Genomic DNA, 19,559 nt, shown 5'->3' on the forward strand with positions numbered 1-19,559 from the left:
GGTGCCGACGATCAAGCGCAGTGCCCTGGTCGAGCATTCGGCATCGCGCATGTTCGCGCTGGTCAACGACGTGCGCGCCTACCCGCGCCGCTTCGACTGGTGCCGCGCGGCCGAGGTGCTGGAGGAAGGCGGCGACCGCCTCGTCGCGCGCCTCGAACTCGGACTGGGCGGCTTCGCCACCTGGTTCACCACCGAGAACGCGTTGGAATCGCCGCACGCCATCGACATGCACCTGCGCGCCGGCCCGTTCAAGCGGCTCGAGGGACGCTGGCAGTTCCATGCGCTGGACGAATCGGCATGCAAGGTCAGCCTGTCGCTGGATTTCGAACCGGAAAGCCTGCTGCTCGCGCCGGCGCTGGCGATCGGGATGCAGGGCCTGGCCGACCGCATGGTCGACGACTTCGTGCGCGTCGCGGATCGCGGCGCATGAACGTCCGGATCGAAATCGTGCGCGCCTGGCTGCACCGGCACGAATCGATGCAGCTCGAACTGCCCGCAGGCGCGAGCGTGGCCGACGCGCTGGCGGCCAGCGGCTGGAACGACGGCGAGTGTGCGGGCGTGGCGGTGTTCGGGGCGCGCGCGACGCCAGGGCAATTGCTCGCCGATGGCGACCGGGTCGAGGTACTGCGCGGCCTGCAGGCCGATCCGAAGGACGCGCGACGCAGGCGCGCCGCGAGCGGGAAGGCCTAGCCTCCGCCGGGCTTCTTCTTTTCCTTCGGCAGGTTGCCGAAGCGGCTCATGCGTTTGGCGAGCGCATCGTCCTGCTCGGGGAAATACTCGCCATCCCAGCGCGACAGAACGTCGTTCTCGAACCACAGGGTGAGGTTCTTGACTTCGGTGTGGCCGAGGCGGCCATCGCGTTCGCTCGCCGAGTAATCCCAACGGTCGTGGTGGAACGGATCCGCGATCGACGGCGTGCCGAGCAGGTTGACCACCTGTTCCTTGCTCATGCCGGCCTGCAACTGGTCCGCGGCGGCCTTGTCGATCAGGTTGCCCTGGTAGATCGGCTGCTTGTACAGGATCCCGCAGCCGGACACGGCAAGGGCGAGGGCGGCGGCAACGATTGCGGAGGGGAGCTTGCGCATGCGGGGATCGGTGGGCGGAAACAGGGGCGATGATACACTGCGCCGCGGCGCGCACGCCCCGTAGGACCTCGCGTTCACGCGGCGTTGCATCGACGATGGAGGCGCGGAAAGACGATGGAAACCCAGGACCTGCGCAACGCCGGGCTGAAGGTCACGCACCCGCGCATGCGCATCCTCGAACTGCTCGAGGCGTCCAAGCCCCGGCACATGACCGCCGAGGACATCTACCGCCACCTGGGCGGGCAGGGCGACGAGATCGGCCTCGCCACGGTGTACCGGGTGCTGACCCAGTTCGAGGCCGCGGGGCTCGTGCTCAAGCACAACTTCGAGGGCGGGCACGCGGTCTACGAACTCGACCGCGGCCAGCACCACGACCACATGGTCGACGTCGACACCGGCAAGGTGATCGAGTTCCAGAGCAGCGAGATCGAACAGCTGCAGCAGCGCATCGCCACCGAGCACGGCTGCGAGATCGTCGACCACTCGCTGGTGCTGTACGTCCGCAAGAAGAAGTAGGAGCGCCCGTTCGGGCGCGACCGACGCCGATCTGATGCCGTAGGAGCGCTCTCGGGCGCGACCCTTGTGGGAGCGCCTTCAGGCCCGACTGGCGTGTACGTCGCGGCTGAAGCCGCTCCCACAGGAGCAGCGCTCCTACAGTGCGTCCGCCAGCAGTTTCCTCGCTGCGGCGCGCGCCTCGTCGCCGACTTCCACGCCGCCGAGCATGCGCGCGAGTTCGGCGATGCGTTGTTTCGCGTCCAGCGCCCGCACCTCGCTCTGGGTGACGCCGGCGCTGGCGGCCTTGCTCACGCGCCAGTGCGCATGGCCCTGCGCCGCGACCTGCGGCAGGTGGGTGACGCACAGCACCTGGCGCTTGCCGCCGAGCGCGCGCAACTGGCGGCCGACGATCTGCGCGACCGCGCCGCCGATGCCCGAATCCACTTCGTCGAACACCATGGTCGGCACCGCGTCGAGGCCGAGCGCGGCGACCTCGATTGCCAGCGAGATGCGCGACAGCTCGCCGCCGGACGCGACCTTGCGCAACGGCCTCGGGGGTTGCCCGGCGTTCGCGGAAACGAGGAATTCCACGCGCTCGCCACCGTTCGGATCGGGATCGGCGTCGCCGTCGTTGGTTTCCAACGCGACCTCGAACCGACCGCCTGCCATGCCGAGTTCGCCGATCAGCCGCGAGGTTTCGTCCGATAGCGATTTCGCCGCCTTGTGCCGCGATGCGCCGAGCGCATCCGCGGCTTCGCGCCACGACCCGCGTTCGCCATCGAGTTCCTGCACGAGTTCGGCGAGGCGTTGCCCGACGTCGGCCAGCGACTCGTGTTCGGCGGCCAGGGTTTCGCGTTGCGCGGCCAACTTGTCGAGCGGCACGCGATGCTTGCGCGCGAGGTCCTGCAATCGCGACAAGCGACGCTCCATCGCCGCCAGCGCCTCCGGATCGAGGTCGAGGTCGGAGCGGATGCGTTCGACCAGCGCCGCGGCTTCGTCGAGCTGGATCGCGGCCGAATCCAGCATTGCATCGACTTCTTCCAGTCGTGGTTCGTGCGCGACTTCACGCTGCAGGGACTGGCGCAGGCGCTGCAGTTGCAGCGGCAGCGAGGATTCGCCACCGAGGCGTTCGCCGGCTTCCTCGCAGGCCGCGATCAGCGCCGCAGCGTGGGACTGGCGGCGATGCCCGCGGTCGAGTTCGGCCAGCGATTCGGCATCCAGCGCCTCGGCGTCGAGTTCGTCGAGCTGGTGGCGCAGCCAGTCGCGGCGTTCGCTTGCGTCGCCGCGGGCGAGCAGGGCCTCGCGTTCGCGCGCGAGTTCGCGCCAGCGCGTGGCGTGCGTGCGCACTATCGCGACGAGCGCATCGTGGCCGGCGTAGGCGTCGAGCAGCTCGCGCTGCGCCGGCCGCGACAGCAGCGCCTGCTGTTCGTGCTGGCCGTGGATCTCGAACAGCAATGCGGCCAGTTCCGCGACCTGCGCCAGCGTCGCCGGGCGGCCGTTGATCCACGCGCGCGAACCGCCGTCGGCGCGCAGCGTGCGCCGCAATTGGCATTCGTCGCCGTCGTCGAATTCCTGCACACGCAGCCAGTCCATCGCGGGCGCGGCATCGGTCAACGCGAACTGCGCGGTGAGTTCCGCACGTTCGGCGCCGTGCCGGACCATGCCGCTGTCCGCGCGCTGGCCGCCGAGGAAGCCGAGCGCATCGACCAGCAACGACTTGCCGGCGCCGGTTTCGCCGGAGATCACGGTCAGGCCGGGACCGAATTCGAGTTCGATCGCGGCGGCGATGGCGAAGTCGCGCAAGACCAGGCGGGTGAGCATGGCGGGATTGTGCCGCGTACGGCATCCAGGCCGGAAGCGGTTGCGCCCGCGCGCCGACGGTCGTATATCCCGGGCATGGCCCGTCCACGCGATCCCGAACTGCTCGACCCGCGCGCACGGCAGTTGCTGCGTTCGCTGATCGGGCGCTACATCCGCGACGGCGAGCCGGTCGGTTCGCAGACGCTGGCGCGGCACGCCGGGCTGGACGTGAGCCCGGCGACGATCCGCAACATCCTCGCCGACCTCGAGGGCGCGGGGTTGCTGGCCGCGCCGCATGCCTCCGCCGGGCGCGTGCCCACTGCGCAGGGTTACCGCGTGTTCGTCGATTCGCTGCTGCAACTCAAGCCGCTTGGCGAAGGCGAATTGTCGCGGCTGCGGCAGGAATTGCCGGCCGGCGCGGGCACCCAAGCGCTGCTCGGCAACGCCTCGGAACTGCTGTCGGCGATGACCCATTTCGTCGGCGTGGTCGGGGTGCCGCGGCGCGAGCAGTTCGCGTTCCGCCGCATCGAATTCCTCCCGCTGGATCCGCGCCGCGTGCTGTGCGTGCTGATGCTGGCCGACAACGAGGTCGAGAACCGGGTGATCGCGATGCGCCGCCCGTACGATCCGGCCGAGCTGGAACGCGTGTCGAACTACCTCAACGCGCATTTCGCCGGCATCCCGTTGCAACAGGTGCGTGCCGCGCTGCTGCAGGAACTGTCCCGCGCCCGCGACGAGATGCAGGCGCTGCTGGCGCGTTCGCTGGAACTGGCCGACGAGGCGCTGGCGCCGGCCGCCGAGGACCTGGTCCTGGCCGGGCAGACCCGGCTGATGGGCGCGCAAGGCCTGTCCGATGTCGAACGCCTGCGTGAGCTGTTCGAAGCCTTCGCCCGCAAGCGCGAGATCCTGCAATTGCTGGACCGCACGGTGCAGGCCGAGGGCATCCGCATCTTCATCGGCGAGGAAACCGGCATGGCCCCGCTGGAAGGGGTATCGCTGGTCACCGCGCCCTACAGCGCGGGCGGGCGCGTGCTGGGCGTGCTCGGCGTCATCGGTCCCACGCGCATGGCCTACGACCGGGTCATCCCGGTGGTGCAGGCGGCCGCGGATGCGCTCGGGGCTGCCTTGAATCCCGATTCGCAGCCCTCATAGATCCCGGATCGGGCGGCACTCGACCGCCAGCAAGCCATCAGACGATGACGACCGAACCGAGCATGGACCCGGAGACCACGGCCGTGGACGCCGAACAGGCGCTGCGGGAGCAGATCGAGGCGCTGCAGGGCGAACTCGAACAGGCCAAGGCGCAGTTGCTGCTGGAACGCGCCGACCTCGACAACCAGCGCAAGCGCCTCGCCCGCGACGTGGACCAGGCGCGCCGCTTCGCCAACGAGAAGCTGCTGGCCGAACTGCTGCCGTTGTTCGACAGCATGGAGGCCGGGCTCGCCGCGGCCACCGCCGAGGATCCGCTCCGCGCCGGGCTGGAACTCACCCTCAAGCAACTGCATTCCATCGCCGAGAAGAATGGACTGACCGAAGTCGCGCCGGCCGCCGGCGACGCCTTCGATCCCGAACGCCACCAGGCGATGAGCATGGCGCCGGCCGGGGAATTGCCGCCGGGCAGCGTCATCCACACCTTCCAGAAGGGCTACGTGCTCAACGACCGCCTGTTGCGCCCCGCGCTGGTGGTCGTCGCGGAATAAACGCAGGGGCGACCGGCCCGGTCGCCCCTACTTGAACCGGCACGACACAGCCCCACATCGCGAACATCGGCGCAACGGCGCCACCGAAACACAGGAAACGAGAGGGAACACACATGGCCAAGATCATCGGCATCGACCTCGGCACCACGAATTCGTGCGTGGCGATCATGGAAGGCGGCAAGGCCCGCGTCATCGAGAACAGCGAGGGCGACCGCACCACGCCTTCGATCGTCGCCTACACCAAGGACGGCGAAGTCCTGGTCGGCGCCAGCGCCAAGCGCCAGGCGGTGACCAATCCGAAGAACACCTTCTTCGCGGTGAAACGCCTGATCGGCCGCAAGTTCGGCGACGCCGAGGTGCAGAAGGACATCGAACTCGTGCCGTACAAGATCGTCGCGCACGACAACAGCGACGCATGGGTGGCGCTGGCCGATGGCAAGAGCCTCGCGCCGCAGGAAATCTCCGCGCAAGTGCTGACCAAGATGAAGAAGACCGCCGAGGCCTTCCTCGGCGAGACCGTGACCGAGGCGGTGATCACCGTCCCGGCCTACTTCAACGATTCGCAACGCCAGGCGACCAAGGACGCCGGCCGCATCGCCGGCCTCGACGTCAAGCGCATCATCAACGAGCCGACCGCGGCCGCGCTGGCCTACGGCCTCGACAAGGGCGACGGGAAGGACCGCAAGGTCGCGGTGTACGACCTTGGCGGCGGCACCTTCGACGTGTCGATCATCGAGATCGCGAACGTCGACGGCGAGAAGCAGTTCGAAGTGCTGGCCACGAATGGCGATACCTTCCTCGGCGGCGAGGACTTCGACAAGCGCGTCATCGATTTCCTGGTCGACGAGTTCCAGAAGGAGCAGGGCATCGACCTGCGCAAGGACCCGCTGGCGCTGCAGCGCCTGAAGGATGCGGCCGAGCGCGCGAAGATCGAACTCTCCAGCGCGCAGCAGACCGACGTGAACCTGCCCTACGTCACCGCCGACGCGAGCGGCCCCAAGCACCTCAACATCAAGCTGACCCGGGCCAAGCTCGAGTCGCTGGTCGAGGATTTGGTCAAGAAGACCATCGAACCCTGCCGCGTCGCGCTCAAGGACGCCGGCCTCAAGGCTTCGGACGTCAGCGAAGTCATCCTCGTCGGCGGCCAGACCCGCATGCCGAAGGTGCAGCAGGCGGTGGCCGATTTCTTCGGCAAGGAACCGCGCAAGGACGTGAACCCGGACGAAGCAGTCGCGGTTGGCGCCGCGATCCAGGGCGGCGTGCTGCAAGGCGACGTCAAGGACGTGCTGCTGCTCGACGTGACCCCGTTGTCGCTGGGCATCGAAACCCTCGGCGGCGTGTTCACCAAGATCATCGACAAGAACACCACCATCCCGACCAAGGCGTCGCAGACCTTCAGTACCGCCGAGGACAACCAGTCCGCGGTGACGGTGCACGTGCTGCAGGGCGAGCGCGAGCAGGCCCGCTACAACAAGTCGCTGGCCAAGTTCGACCTGACCGGCATCGAGCCGGCGCCGCGCGGCATGCCGCAGGTCGAGGTCTCGTTCGACATCGACGCCAACGGCATCGTCCACGTGACGGCGAAGGACAAGAAGACCGGCAAGGAACAGAAGGTCGAGATCAAGGCCGGATCGGGCCTGTCGGACGACGAGATCCAGCGCATGGTCGCCGACGCCGAATCGCACCGCGAGGAAGACAGGAAATTCCACGAGCTGGTCTCCGCGCGCAACCACGCGGACGGTTTGATCCACGCGACCCGCAGCGCGATCAAGGACAATGGCGACAAGGTTGGCGGCGACGTGATCGGCCGGGTCGAAGGCGCGATCGCCGAACTCGAATCGGCGATGAAGGGCGACGACCAGGCGCAGATCGAAGCCAAGTCCAAGGCGCTGGAAGAAGCGGGGCAGGCGCTGTTCGCGGCGGTCCAGTCCGCTGGCCAGCAGGCCGAAGGCGGCGATGCCGGCGCCGGCCAGCCGGCCGACGACGTGGTCGACGCCGAGTTCACCGAAGTCAAGGACGACGACAAGAAGTCTTGATCGGGAAAACCTGGAAACGACAAGCGAACGCCCGGCCACGGGCGTTCGCCATGTGAGGAGAAGGCATGGGTAAGGGGAGATTGGAAGCCTTCAGCGATGGCGTCATCGCCATCATCATCACCATCATGGTGCTGGAGCTGAAGGTGCCGCACGGCAGCGACCTGGCGTCGCTGGTGCCGCTGCTGCCGGTGTTCCTGAGCTATGTGTTGAGCTTCGTCTACGTCGGGATCTACTGGAACAACCACCACCACATGCTGCAAGCCGCGCACAAGGTCAGCGGCAGCGTGCTGTGGGCCAACCTGCACCTGCTGTTCTGGCTGTCGTTGTTCCCGTTCGCGACCGCGTGGATGGGCGAGAACCACTTCACCGCGCTGCCGACCGCCATGTACGGCGTGGTGTTGCTGATGGCGGCGATCGCCTACTGGTTGCTGCAGCAGCGGATCATCGCGGTTGAAGGCCACGACTCGCTGCTCGCGCGCGCCACCGGTAGCGATTTCAAGGGGCGGCTCTCGCCGTTGTTCTACATCGCGGGCATCGCGCTGGCGTTCGTGCAGCCGTGGCTGTCCTGCGCGCTATACGTGCTGGTCGCGCTGGTCTGGCTGGTGCCGGACCGGCGCATCGAATCGAGAATCGAGCGGAAATGAGCAAGCGCGACTACTACGAAGTCCTCGGCGTCCAGCGCGACGCGAGCGAGGAGGACCTGAAGAAGGCCTATCGCCGCTGCGCGATGAAGCACCACCCGGACCGCAACCCCGACGATCCGGAGGCGTTGGCCCGTTTCAAGGAATGCAAGGAAGCCTATGAAGTGCTGAGCGACGGCGGCAAGCGCCGCATGTACGACCAGCACGGCCACGCCGCGTTCGAGCACGGCATGGGCGGCGGCAACGCCGGCCCGGGCTTCCACGACGTCGGCGACATCTTCGGCGACATCTTCGGCAACATCTTCGGCGGCGGCACGCGCCAGGCGCCGCGGCGCGGTGCGGACGTCGGCTACGTGATGGAACTCGACCTCGAGGAAGCCGTCGCCGGGATCGAGAAGAAGATCGAACTGCCGACGCTTTCGGCCTGCACCGTTTGCAGCGGCTCGGGTTCGGAAGACGGCAAGATCGAAACGTGCTCCACCTGCCACGGCCGTGGCCAGGTGCGCATGCAGCGCGGCATCTTCGCCATGCAACAACCGTGCCCGCATTGCGGTGGTCGCGGCCAGTCCATCGTCAACCCGTGCAAGGCCTGCCATGGCAACGGCCGGGTGCAGGACGAGAAGACGCTGGCGGTGAAGGTGCCGGCCGGCGTCGACAGCGGCGACCGCATCCGCCTCGCCGGCGAAGGCGAGGCCGGTCCCGCCGGCGCGCCGCCGGGCGACCTCTACGTCGAGATCCGCGTGCGCCCGCACGAATTGTTCGAACGCGACGGCGACGACCTGCATTGCGAAGTGCCGATCCGCATTTCCCAGGCCGCCCTCGGCGACAGCGTGCGCGTGCCCACGCTCGGCGGCGAGGCCGAGATCCGCGTTCCCGCCGAAACCCAGACTGGCAAGGTGTTCCGCCTGCGCGACAAGGGCGTGAAGTCCGTCCGCAGTCGCGGCCCGGGCGACTTGTACTGCAAGGTGGTGGTCGAAACCCCGGTGAATCTCACCGCCGAGCAGCGCGAGCTGCTGGAGAAGTTCGAAACCACCTTCGTCGGCGAAGGCGCGCGCAAGCATTCGCCAAGGTCCAGCACCTTCCTTGACGGGGTGAAGGGCTTCTGGGACCGGATGGTGTCCTGACCCGCGCGAAGCGGGTCAGTCGTGCCGCGCGTTGACGTCGCGGCCGGCGCCGAAGCGCCGGTCCAGCCCGCCCATGAACTTCTTGAACCAGCGCGAAAACGTACCGCGCTTCTGCTTGCGCCGCAGTTCGTCTTCGCTGGTCAGCCAAGCGACCTGCAGCACGCGGCGTTCGCCCTCGAACGGCAGGTGGCCGTGCCAGGAATTGTCCGCGCGCGCGAACGCGGCCAGGGTTCCGTAGAGCGGGAGGATTTCGGGCGACACCATGGCCTCGATGTCGTCGCCGCTGGCGAGGAAACGCAGGCAGCCCGCGCTCCCGTGCGGCCAATCCTCGTTGAAATAGACCAGCGCGGTGGCGACCTTCGAACGACTGTCGGTGTGCAGCGTGCCATGGCGGCGGTTCACCGAATCGCTCAGGGTGACGATGGCGGGGTGGTCGCCCAGGCGATCGATGCCGAGCTTCCGGCCGAGCGCTTCGGCGAAGGCGGGGGCCGTGATTTCGTCGATCAACCTGCGCAATGCCGGGCCGCAGTCCGCGGGCTCGTAGGGGAAGAAGCCGGCGCTGCCGTAGCGCGGGAAATCCGCGACAAGCGCCTGCCGGTGCGCGTCGTCCAGTTGCCCGGGTGCGACCATGAAGCGGAACGGCTCGCGGGCCACGATCGCATCCGGGCCATCGAGCCGGGCGACATCAAGCAGTGGGACGGGTGGAATCACGCTCGCGCCTTGTTCGTGCACGTACCGATCATAACGTCGCCTTCGAAACTTGACCGGCATCAATGACTTGTCGCCCGACTTTGCGTAAGGTCACGAAAACGCCAGCCCCCGACAGGCGCCATGTCCCTTCCTTCTTCCCCAGGTTCCATCCGTGGCGCCCCGCGCGATGGAAGCCAGATGATGCTCGCGGCGCTGCAGGAGCAGTTGCTGGAGATCCTGTTGCCCGCGCTCGAGCGCGCGCTTGGCGACTCGGCGCAAGGACGCTTCGACCATGCGCGCATCGTGCAGAGCGTGCGCCAGGCGCTGGCCGCGGGTTTCCGTGAACTGCCGAGGTCGAAGCCCGCGTCCGAGGCCATCGACACCGCGGACGTCAATCTCAGCCTGTTGTCCGAGGACGCGCTCGAAACGCAATTGGCGCGCGACCAGGTGGTCGATGGCATGTCGCGCGCGAACGCACGCAGCCTGGACATGCTCGGCAAGCGCCTGGCCCACACCGCCGGCCGCGGCGACCTGCGCGAATCCGACAACCCGATGTCGCCGGCCTTCATTGTGCAGGCGCTGGTCGCGGCACTGGAGGAAGCCGATCCCGATCCCCGCCACCGCATCGCGACGCTGCGCGCGGCCGAAGGTCCGCTCGCCGGGGCGCTGGCGCAGGCCTACCAGCGCAGCGAGGCGATGCTGGCGTCCGGCGAGCTGCCGCAGGTGGCGCGACCCGCCGCCCGCCCGCCGCTGCCGCCGACGGGACGGGCTTCGCCGGGTCCCGCATCGGCGGGCGGCACCGGCATGCCCGTGGATGGGATGCTGTTCACCCACCTGTTCAAGTTGCTGGAATCGCGGCGCGCCCCCGTGCGCGAGGAACAGCCGCTGTTCGATCCGGGCACGGTCACGCCGACGGTACCGAGGATCGGTTCCAACGAACTGCTGTCGATCCTCGCGCTGATGCAGCACGAACTGTCGGACCCGGCCGCGGCGCAGGCGGCCGGACCCGGATCCCTCGCCGAGCGCCTGCAGCGGGAACTCGCCGCGAACGCACGCAAGCTGGGCATGGGCGGCGACCGATTGAGCCTCGGCGAGACCGACGAGGAAACGCTCGGCATGATGGCGCGGCTGTTCGATTCGCTGCTGGAGAACGCGCGCTTCGACAACCGGTCGCGGCGCAAGATCGACCGCATGCTGGTGCCGTTCGCGCGCGTCGCGGTGCGCGACCGTTACATGTTCGACACCCGCGAACACCCGGCGTGGCGCCTGCTCAACACCATCGCCGAAGCCTGTTCCGGCAACAACGGCGACGGCCCGCAGGAACGCGAACTGCTCGACCACGTCGACCACACCATCGACCGCCTCGTCGCCGAGTTCAACGAGGACATCGCGATCTTCGAGACGCTGGAACAGGAACTGCGCGCCTACATGGGCCAGAGCCGCAAGCGCCTCGCGCTGGCGGAGAAGCGCGCGGCGCAGGCGCGGCACGGCCGCGAGCGGCTGGAATCGGCGCGCAAGGCTGCGACGGAGGAATTGCGGCAACGACGCGCGGATCGCGAGTTGCCGCCGGCGGTGGGCACCTTCCTCGACCTGCACGCCGCGCACCACATCGCCCAGGTGATCCTGCGCGAAGGCCACGACTCGCCGCGTTACGCGCAGGCGATGGCAGCCGTGGACGGGCTGCTGCAGGCCCACGACCGCAAGGCGCAAGCGGCCACGGGCGAACCGCCGCCGCTGCCGCGCGAACAACTCGAGACGATCCTCGCCAGCTCCGGCTACGTCGGCGAATCGGCGGCGGCGATCGTCGACGAACTGGAGGACGAACTCGCGCCACCGCCCGCGATCGAAGCCGAATCCGTTCCCCTGGAAGCGGATGGCGTCGAAGCGGAAACGCAGGAGCAGGGCGAAACCGAAGCCGCGCCGCGCATGCAGGTCGTCGGTGGCACCGACACGCTCGACTTCGACGGCGACGTGCTCGAACGCGTGCGCAACCTGCGCGTCGGCGACTGGCTGCAGCTGCTGGCCTCGTCCGGGCGCATGGAACCGGCCAAGGTGTCCTGGATCAGCCCGATTTCCTCGCGCCTGCTGCTGGTCAACCGCCGCGGCGTGCGCGTGTTGACCGCATCCACCGCCGAACTCGCGGCGATGGTCAAGCTCGGCAAGGCCAGATTCGACGGCGCCTGACGCCGCCTTGTCCCGTTCCGGCGGGACGGATAGCCTGCGCCCATGGACGCACCGACCAGACTGCTCATCCATGGCGCCGGCGGCCGCATGGGCCAGGCGCTGCAACGCCTGTGCCGCGAAGGCGAAGGTTGCGAAGTCGTGGCCGCGGTCTCGCGCAGGGTCGAATCGCGCGTCGTCGACGGCATCCCGCAATTCGCGGCCAGCGAGCTCGCCGGCGTCCCGGAATACGACGCCGCCGTCGATTTCAGCCTGCCCGAAGGCTTCGACGCGATCCTCGACCTCTGCCTGCAGCGCGGCAAACCGTTGGCATCGGGCACGACGGGATTGTCTTCCGGACAGCAATCGGCACTGGACGCCGCGGCGATGCGGATCCCGCTGGTCTGGGCCAGCAATTTCAGCCTTGGCGTGGCGGTGCTGCACGACTTGGTCGAACGCGCCGCGCGTGCGCTGCCGGGCTGGGATTGCGACATCGTCGAGGCACACCATGCGCGCAAGCTGGATGCGCCATCCGGAACCGCGCTGACCCTGGGCATGGCCGCGGGCGAGGGCGGGGCGACGCCGCGCTACGCCTCGATCCGCGCCGGCGACATCGTCGGCGAGCACCTGGTGCAGTTCAGCGGCATCGGCGAACGGGTCGAGCTGGTCCACCGCGCGACCAACCGCGACATCTTCGCCCGCGGCGCGCTGCATGCCGCGCGAGCCCTGGTGGGACGGGAACCGGGGCGTTACCGGGTCCGCGACCTGCTGGATTGACGACCGCGCAATCGCATCGCACTCAGTGCCAGTTGCCGAAGCCGCCGAGGGCGAGGATGCCGAAGCAGGCGGCGACCAGCAGCAGGCCGACCGCGAACAGGCTCAGGAAACCGAAGGCGATGCCCTGCGCGGTGCGGGTCTTGCCCTTGTTCGCGAGCCAGATCGCCAGCACCAGCGGCGCGATCCATGGCAGCAGCCCGGCAAGCCCGTATGCCAGCCCTAGGCCATGGAACAGCATGCCCGCGGCGGAAACGATGATTCCGGACACCATGCCGCCACCGACGAGGATCAACCAGAACAGGCCGAAGCCCAGCCAGCGCGAACCGCGCGGATCGGGTTGCGGGGAATCGGGCGGATTCGGGACGTTCATGCGGCGGGTTCCCCTTCGGTCTCGAGTCGCTGGCCGGCTTCGACCATGCGCCGCAGCTTTTCCAGCTGTTGCGCGCGGTCGTCGCGGTAGAACAGGTTGTAGGTGTCGAACGGCACGATGCGCCCGTCCGGCTGGGCGATGTGCACGCAGCTCTTCTTCACCGAACGCAGGTCGAAGCCCTCGGCGTCGATGAAGGCCATGATCAGTACCCGGAACACGTTGCGGTAACCAAGTCCTTCCGGTGCCTGCACCTGCGGCAGGCAGCACAGCAGGTCGGACAACGAACAAGCCTGCGACGCCGGCGAATGGTTGGTGGCGAACAGCTTGAAGATCGCGTCGCGCAGGCCCTCGTCCTTCTCCAGCACGATGCTGTTGCGGCCGCCTTCGATCAGCACTTCCGGCGGCACCAGCCCGGTCAGCGGCAGCAGCTTGTCTTCCAGCTTCAGCGCATACGCCATCGCCAGGCTGTCCGGATGGCAGGGCACCGGGATCAGGTCCTCCGGCCGGAACAATGTCGACTGCTCGAGGATGCGGCGCCGCACTTCGGTGAGCGTGAGGCGGTCGCGCGCCGGGTCGTAGCGTTCGGTGCGGCCCGCGTTCTGGATCGGCTGGAAGGTCACGCCGCGCACGCAGGGCTGCTTCAGCGCGAAATCGATGATCCCGCCGAGCTCGCCGTCGTTGAGGCCCTTCTTCACCGTGACCACCAGCGTGGTCGAGATACCGTGCCTGTTCAGCGCTTCCAGTGCGCGCAGGCGGATCTCGCGCAACCGCGCGCCCCGCAGTTCCTGGTGCACCTCGTCGCGCAGCGAATCGAACTGCAGGTAGAGCTCGAAACCGGGCATGTAGCCGGCGAGGCGTTCGACGAATTCGGGCTCTTTCGCGATCCGCAACCCATTGGTGTTCACCATCAGGTGCTTGATCGGCCGCGCCTTGGCCGCATCGAGGATCTCGAAGAACTGCGGGTGCAGGGTCGGTTCGCCGCCGGAAACCTGCACCACGTCCGGTTCGCCTTCGTTCGCCACCACGGCATCGAGCATGCGTTCGATGGTCGCGAGGTCGCGGAAGCCGGGGCGGTGCGGACCGGAATCGGCGTAGCAGATCGGGCAGCGCAGGTTGCAGTGGTCGGTGACCTCGATGAGGGTCAGGCAACTGTGCTGCATGTGCTCCGGGCACAGGCCGCAGTCGTAGGGACAACCCCAGCGGCGCTCGGTGTTGAAGCGTTGCGGCAGTTCCGGCGGCTTGACGAACTTCTCCCGGCACAGCCGGTAGTAATCGGCATCGTCGGCGAGCAACACGCGTTCGCGCCCGTGCTGCGGGCACCACTTGTCCATGTACACCGCGCCATCCTTGATCAGGATGTTGCCCTCGACCCGGCGCAGGCAGCTGCCGCAGACCGACACCGCGCTGTCGTAGAACAGATAGGGCCTTACTTTCGCGGCCACGGCAGGTCCTTGGCGATGCGCGGGATGTCGCGATGGTAGTAGAGCAGGCCGGCGACGCACAGCAGTTGCAGGCCGGACAGCAGGCCGAAGTAGTGGAACGGGATCGGGCGGATCGATTCGATGCACAGCCGGTACGCGAGGTAGCCGATCATGAAGGCGCGGAAGCGGTCGCCCGGCCGCGACAGGCGGTCGCCGCGCCATGCGAGCAGCGCGGCCCACAGCGCGAGGAACAGCACTTCGTACAGCTGGGTCGGGTGGCGCGGCACGCCGTCGCCGAAATCCACGCCCCAGGGCAGCGAGGTCGGGTTGCCGGCGGTGTGGTCGTCCAATCCGGACAGGAAGCAGCCGATGCGGCCGATGGCCATGCCCAGCATCAGCGGCCAGACGAAGGCGTCTCCGGTGGAACCCCGCACGCCATCGAGTTTCTTCGCGATTTCCACCCCGGCCAGCCCGCCGAGCAGGGCGCCGATGATGGACTTGCCCTGCAGCAAATGGACCCAGTCCGGGAAACCTGCGAACGCGTAGACCGGGTCGTACAGCCAGTAGGCGATCTTCGCGCCGAGCGCGGCGCCGAGGATCGCGCCGATGCCGATCGCCAGGCTGGATTCGCGGTCGGCCAGCGCGGGCAAGGCGCGGCGGCGGCGTTCGCGCAGGAACAGGCGGAAACCGACGGCGTAGGCCGCGGCTTCGAACAGCGCGTGGAGCAGGGTGGGCGACATCGCGCGAGTCTAGCGATGCGCTTGCGGCTGGCGTGTCCCGGCGCATCCCGGTACAATTCCCGCTCGCCCGATCACCCCAGCTCCGAACCGGTTTCCCGCCGCTTCGGCGCTTTCTTGCAACCCGACGCAGGCGAATCCCGTGACCACACCCGCCATCCTCGCGCTTGAAGACGGAACGGTCTTCGAGGGCATTTCCGTGGGCTCGACGGGCCTGTACGTGGGCGAGGTGGTGTTCAACACCGCCATGACCGGCTACCAGGAAATCCTCACCGACCCGTCGTATGCGCGGCAACTGGTGACGCTGACCTACCCGCACATCGGCAACACCGGCTGCACCGACCAGGACGACGAAGCCGGCCAGGCCTGGGCCGCCGGCCTGATCGTGCGCGACGTGCCGCGCCGGCCCAGCAACTGGCGCAGCCAGGTCGCCTTGCCAGAATGGCTGCAGGCGCGCGGCATCGTCGCCATCGCCGGCATCGACACGCGCAAGCTCACCCGCATGCTGCGCGAGCGCGGCGCGCAGAACGGTGCGCTGATGGCCGGCGACGACATCGACGCCGACAAGGCCATCGAGGCCGCGCGCAAGTTCCCCGGCCTCAAGGGCATGGACCTGGCGAAAGTCGTTTCCACGCAGGAGCGTTATTCCTGGCAGGAAGGCGAACTCGATCTCGACCGCGGCGAGTTCGTCCATGCCGAACCCAAGTTCAAGGTCGTCGCCTACGATTTCGGCGCCAAGCGCAACATCCTGCGCATGCTTGCCGAGCGTGGCTGCGATGTGATCGTCGTTCCGGCGCAGACGCCGGCCTCCGACGTACTGGCGATGAAACCGGACGGCATCTTCCTGTCGAATGGCCCGGGCGATCCTGAGCCCTGCGACTACGCCATCGCCGCGATCCGGGAATTCGTCGCGAAGAAGATCCCGCTCTACGGCATCTGCCTTGGCCACCAGTTGCTCGGCCTCGCGGTCGGCGCGAAGACCATGAAGATGCCGCACGGCCACCACGGCGCGAACCATCCGGTGATCGACATCGATTCGGGTCGGGTGATGATCACTTCGCAGAACCACGGCTTCTGCATCGACGAGGCCACGCTGCCGGCGAATGCGCGCGTGACCCATCGCTCGCTGTTCGACGGCAGCAACCAGGGCATCGAACTCATCGATGCGCCGGCTTTCAGCTTCCAGGGGCACCCGGAAGCGTCGCCCGGTCCCCACGACGTGGCGCTGTTGTTCGACAAGTTCATTGCGCTGATGGAGAAACACTGAGATGCCCAAGCGCACCGACATCAAGACCATCCTGATCATCGGCGCCGGGCCGATCGTCATCGGCCAGGCCTGCGAGTTCGATTACTCCGGCGCGCAGGCCTGCAAGGCGCTGCGCGACGAGGGCTACCGCGTGGTGCTGGTGAACAGCAATCCGGCGACGATCATGACCGACCCGGAAATGGCCGACGCGGTCTACATCGAGCCGATCAACTGGCAGACGGTCGAGAAGATCATCGCCAAGGAAAAGCCCGACGCATTGCTGCCGACCATGGGTGGGCAGACCGCGCTGAACTGCGCGCTTGATCTTGCGGATAACGGCGTGCTGGAGAAACACGGCGTCGAGCTGATCGGCGCCTCGCGCGAAGCGATCCGCATGGCCGAGGACCGCGAGCTGTTCCGCGTGGCGATGAGCGAGATCGGGCTGGAATGCCCGAAGGCCGAAGTCGCGCGCACGTTCGAACAGGCGGTCGAAATCCAGGCCAAGGTCGGTTATCCGACCATCATCCGTCCGAGTTTCACCCTCGGCGGCAGCGGCGGCGGCATCGCCTACAACAGGGAAGAGTTCGAGGAGATCGCCAAGCGCGGCCTCGAACTTTCGCCGGTGCACGAAATCCTGGTCGAGGAGTCCGTGCTCGGCTGGAAGGAGTTCGAGATGGAAGTCGTCCGCGACACCGCGGACAACTGCATCATCGTCTGCAGCATCGAGAACCTCGACGCGATGGGCGTGCATACCGGCGACAGCATCACCGTCGCCCCGGCGCAAACCCTGACCGACAAGGAATACCAGCGCCTGCGTGACGCCAGCATCGCGGTGCTGCGCAAGATCGGCGTCGACACCGGTGGTTCGAACGTGCAGTTCGGCATCAATGCGAAGAACGGCCGCGTGGTCGTCATCGAGATGAACCCGCGCGTGTCGCGTTCGTCCGCGCTGGCGTCGAAGGCGACCGGCTTCCCGATCGCCAAGGTCGCGGCCAAGCTCGCGGTCGGCTACACCCTGGACGAGCTGAAGAACGAGATCACCGGCGGCAAGACCCCGGCCTCGTTCGAACCGGCCATCGACTACGTCGTCACCAAGATCCCGCGCTTCGCGTTCGAGAAGTTCCCGGCCGCGGACGCGCGCCTCACCACGCAGATGAAGTCGGTGGGCGAGGTGATGGCCATCGGCCGCAGCTTCCAGGAGTCGTTGCAGAAGGCGCTGCGCGGGCTTGAAACCGGCAAGACCGGCCTCGATCCCACCGGGCTCGCCCTCGCCGACGAGGCCGACCTCGCCGCGTTGCGCCGCGAACTGAAGGAGCCGGGCCCCGAACGCATCTTCCACCTCGCCGATGCCTTCCGTGCCGGCATGTCCGTCGAAGACGTGCATGCGCTTTCGTTCGTCGATCCCTGGTTCCTCGACCAGATCGAGGAATTGGTCGAAGCCGAGAACGACCTTGCGCAACGCGGCCTCGACGGGCTCGATGCGCGCCGCCTGCGCGCGCTCAAGCGCAAGGGCTTCTCCGACGCGCGCATCGCCCGGCTCGCGAACACCAGCGAATCCGCGGTACGCGCGCTACGCAAAGCGTTCAACGTGCGCCCGGTGTACAAGCGCGTGGACAGTTGCGCCGCGGAATTCGCGACCACGACTGCGTACCTGTATTCGACCTACGAGGACGAATGCGAGGCGCAGCCGACCGACCGCCGCAAGATCATGGTGCTCGGCGGCGGCCCGAACCGCATCGGCCAGGGCATCGAGTTCGACTACTGCTGCGTGCACGCCGCGCTGGCGCTGCGCGAGGACGGGTTCGAAACGATCATGGTCAACTGCAACCCGGAGACGGTGAGCACCGACTACGACACTTCGGATCGTCTGTACTTCGAGCCGCTGACGCTGGAAGACGTGCTCGAGATCGTCGAACTGGAAAAGCCGGTCGGCGTGATCGTGCAGTACGGCGGGCAGACGCCGCTGAAGCTTGCGAAGGCGCTGGAAGCCAACGGGGTGCCGGTGATCGGCACCTCGCCCGATTCCATCGACCTCGCCGAAGACCGCGAGCGCTTCCAGAAGCTGGTCGACGACCTCGGCCTGCTGCAGCCGCCGAACCGCACCGCACGCAGCGCCGAGGAAGCCTTGAGCCTTGCGCGCGAAATCGGCTATCCGCTGGTCGTGCGCCCGAGCTACGTGCTCGGCGGCCGCGCGATGGAAGTCGTGCACGCCGACGCCGACCTCGAGCGCTACATGCGCGAGGCGGTGAAGGTGTCGAACGATTCGCCTGTACTGCTCGACCGCTTCCTCGACAACGCGGTGGAAGTGGACATCGACGTCATCGCCGACCGCGACGGCAAGGTGCTGGTCGGCGGGGTGATGCAACACATCGAGGAAGCCGGCGTGCATTCCGGCGATTCCTCCTGCTCGCTGCCGCCGTATTCGCTGTCCGCGAAGACGCAGGAACGCCTGCGCGAGCAGGTCGTCGCGCTGGCCAAGGCGCTCAACGTCGTCGGCTTGATGAACACCCAGTTCGCGATCCAGCAGCGCGACGACGGCGACGACGCGATCTTCCTGCTGGAAGTGAACCCGCGCGCCTCGCGCACGGTGCCGTTCGTGTCCAAGGCCACCGGCCGGCCGCTGGCCAAGATCGCCGCGCGCTGCATGGCCGGCATGTCGCTGGCGGAGCAGTCCGCGACCGCGGAAATCGTCCCCGGTTACTACTCGGTCAAGGAAGCGGTGTTCCCGTTCGCCAAATTCCAGGGCGTGGATCCGATCCTCGGCCCGGAGATGCGCTCGACCGGCGAAGTGATGGGCGTGGGCCGCAGCTTCGGCGCCGCGTTCGCGCGCGCCGAGGAAGCCGCGAACATCAAGGCGCCGCAGGCGGGCAAGGCCTTCATCTCGGTGCGCGATCCGGACAAACCGCGCGTGTTGGATGTCGCGCGCGACATGCTCCAGCGCGGCTTTTCCATCGTCGCCACCGGGGGCACCGCCGATTACCTCAATGCCGCCGGCATCGCCTGCGAGCGCGTGAACAAGGTGATCGAGGGCCGCCCGCACATCGTCGACCTGATCAAGAACGGCGAAATCAGCTATATCGTCAACACCACCGAAGGGCGGCAGGCCATCGCCGACTCCTTCTCGATCCGGCGCGAGGCCCTGCAGCAGCGCGTCACCTATTCCACCACCGTGTCCGGCGCGCGCGCATTGCTGCATTCGCTGGACCACCGCGGCGCGGGCGACGTGCTCTCGCTGCAGGAACTGCACAGGGAACTTGCCGTGGAGAAGCAGGCATGA

18 protein-coding genes are annotated in these 19,559 nt (G+C 67.8%); 12 read left to right on the plus strand and 6 right to left on the minus strand.

All coding sequences use genetic code 11. From position 1 onward, the window contains the following. Position 1: 1 nt before the first annotated feature. Positions 2-430 (plus strand): type II toxin-antitoxin system RatA family toxin, encoded by a 429-nt coding sequence (locus FNZ56_RS02655; RefSeq protein ID WP_143878366.1) that lies wholly within the window; start codon positions 2-4, stop codon positions 428-430. Then, the gene (locus FNZ56_RS02660) at positions 427-690 is read left to right on the plus strand and encodes an RnfH family protein (RefSeq protein WP_143878367.1); all 264 of its coding nucleotides are present in this window, start codon (positions 427-429) and stop codon (positions 688-690) included. The genes FNZ56_RS02655 and FNZ56_RS02660 overlap by 4 nt, the downstream gene beginning before the upstream one ends. On the opposite strand, the gene FNZ56_RS02665 is transcribed toward FNZ56_RS02660, so the two are convergent. Beyond that, a complete protein-coding gene (locus tag FNZ56_RS02665) occupies positions 687-1,085 on the minus strand; it encodes an outer membrane protein assembly factor BamE (protein ID WP_143878368.1) in 399 nt (132 codons plus the stop codon). The genes FNZ56_RS02660 and FNZ56_RS02665 overlap by 4 nt on opposite strands. Before the next feature lie 114 nt (positions 1,086-1,199). Here FNZ56_RS02665 and fur point away from each other — a divergent pair, with 114 nt between their 5' ends. Further along, on the plus strand, positions 1,200-1,601 hold the full coding sequence (gene fur / locus FNZ56_RS02670; RefSeq protein WP_143878369.1) for a ferric iron uptake transcriptional regulator: 402 nt from the start codon (positions 1,200-1,202) through the stop codon (positions 1,599-1,601). A gap of 135 nt (positions 1,602-1,736) precedes the next feature. Here fur and recN read toward each other — a convergent pair whose 3' ends face one another. Further along, positions 1,737-3,401: a DNA repair protein RecN gene (gene recN, locus FNZ56_RS02675; protein ID WP_143878370.1), complete on the minus strand. Its 1,665-nt coding sequence runs from the start codon at positions 3,399-3,401 to the stop codon at positions 1,737-1,739. A gap of 75 nt (positions 3,402-3,476) precedes the next feature. Between recN and hrcA the strand changes: the two genes are divergently transcribed. From hrcA to dnaJ, 5 genes are all read left to right on the plus strand, one after another. Continuing rightward, positions 3,477-4,532: a heat-inducible transcriptional repressor HrcA gene (gene hrcA / locus FNZ56_RS02680; protein ID WP_143878371.1), complete on the plus strand. Its 1,056-nt coding sequence runs from the start codon at positions 3,477-3,479 to the stop codon at positions 4,530-4,532. Positions 4,533-4,576: 44 nt separating this feature from the next. Next, positions 4,577-5,080 carry a nucleotide exchange factor GrpE gene (grpE, locus tag FNZ56_RS02685; RefSeq protein WP_143878372.1) on the plus strand — a complete coding sequence of 168 codons (504 nt, stop codon included), beginning with the start codon at positions 4,577-4,579 and terminating at the stop codon, positions 5,078-5,080. Positions 5,081-5,193: 113 nt separating this feature from the next. Further along, positions 5,194-7,116 (plus strand): molecular chaperone DnaK, encoded by a 1,923-nt coding sequence (dnaK, locus tag FNZ56_RS02690; protein ID WP_143878373.1) that lies wholly within the window; start codon positions 5,194-5,196, stop codon positions 7,114-7,116. A gap of 65 nt (positions 7,117-7,181) precedes the next feature. Beyond that, the gene (locus tag FNZ56_RS02695; RefSeq protein ID WP_143878374.1) at positions 7,182-7,760 is read left to right on the plus strand and encodes a TMEM175 family protein; all 579 of its coding nucleotides are present in this window, start codon (positions 7,182-7,184) and stop codon (positions 7,758-7,760) included. Next, entirely contained in the window at positions 7,757-8,881 is a 1,125-nt protein-coding gene (dnaJ, locus tag FNZ56_RS02700; protein WP_143878375.1) for a molecular chaperone DnaJ, read from the plus strand. Before FNZ56_RS02695 ends, dnaJ begins: the two co-directional genes overlap by 4 nt. 15 nt (positions 8,882-8,896) lie before the next feature. Here dnaJ and FNZ56_RS02705 read toward each other — a convergent pair whose 3' ends face one another. Next, positions 8,897-9,613, minus strand: coding sequence for a 2OG-Fe(II) oxygenase (locus FNZ56_RS02705; RefSeq protein ID WP_246064669.1), 717 nt, complete (start codon positions 9,611-9,613; stop codon positions 8,897-8,899). A gap of 156 nt (positions 9,614-9,769) precedes the next feature. On the opposite strand from FNZ56_RS02705, the gene FNZ56_RS02710 reads away from it, so the two are divergent. Continuing rightward, a complete protein-coding gene (locus FNZ56_RS02710) occupies positions 9,770-11,755 on the plus strand; it encodes a DUF1631 family protein (RefSeq protein WP_185970775.1) in 1,986 nt (661 codons plus the stop codon). Positions 11,756-11,797: 42 nt separating this feature from the next. Then, the gene (locus FNZ56_RS02715; RefSeq protein WP_143878377.1) at positions 11,798-12,508 is read left to right on the plus strand and encodes a 4-hydroxy-tetrahydrodipicolinate reductase; all 711 of its coding nucleotides are present in this window, start codon (positions 11,798-11,800) and stop codon (positions 12,506-12,508) included. 22 nt (positions 12,509-12,530) lie between these two features. Here FNZ56_RS02715 and FNZ56_RS02720 read toward each other — a convergent pair whose 3' ends face one another. From FNZ56_RS02720 to FNZ56_RS02730, 3 genes are read right to left on the minus strand one after another with little or no spacing between them, the layout of a single operon-like run. Then, a complete protein-coding gene (locus FNZ56_RS02720) occupies positions 12,531-12,878 on the minus strand; it encodes a DUF4349 domain-containing protein (protein ID WP_143878378.1) in 348 nt (115 codons plus the stop codon). Then, positions 12,875-14,320, minus strand: coding sequence for a radical SAM protein (locus FNZ56_RS02725; protein ID WP_143878379.1), 1,446 nt, complete (start codon positions 14,318-14,320; stop codon positions 12,875-12,877). The genes FNZ56_RS02720 and FNZ56_RS02725 overlap by 4 nt, the downstream gene beginning before the upstream one ends. Further along, positions 14,305-15,039, minus strand: a complete 735-nt coding sequence (locus FNZ56_RS02730) for a prolipoprotein diacylglyceryl transferase (protein WP_143878380.1) — start codon at positions 15,037-15,039, stop codon at positions 14,305-14,307. The genes FNZ56_RS02725 and FNZ56_RS02730 overlap by 16 nt, the downstream gene beginning before the upstream one ends. Positions 15,040-15,178: 139 nt before the next feature. Between FNZ56_RS02730 and carA the strand changes: the two genes are divergently transcribed. Both carA and carB read left to right on the plus strand, forming a co-directional pair. Continuing rightward, positions 15,179-16,303: a glutamine-hydrolyzing carbamoyl-phosphate synthase small subunit gene (gene carA / locus FNZ56_RS02735; protein WP_143878381.1), complete on the plus strand. Its 1,125-nt coding sequence runs from the start codon at positions 15,179-15,181 to the stop codon at positions 16,301-16,303. Position 16,304: 1 nt separating this feature from the next. Beyond that, positions 16,305-19,559 carry a carbamoyl-phosphate synthase large subunit gene (carB, locus tag FNZ56_RS02740; protein WP_143878382.1) on the plus strand — a complete coding sequence of 1,085 codons (3,255 nt, stop codon included), beginning with the start codon at positions 16,305-16,307 and terminating at the stop codon, positions 19,557-19,559.

It is taken from the genome of Lysobacter lycopersici, from assembly GCF_007556775.1.
Classification (GTDB): Bacteria; Pseudomonadota; Gammaproteobacteria; order Xanthomonadales; family Xanthomonadaceae; genus Pseudoluteimonas; species Pseudoluteimonas lycopersici.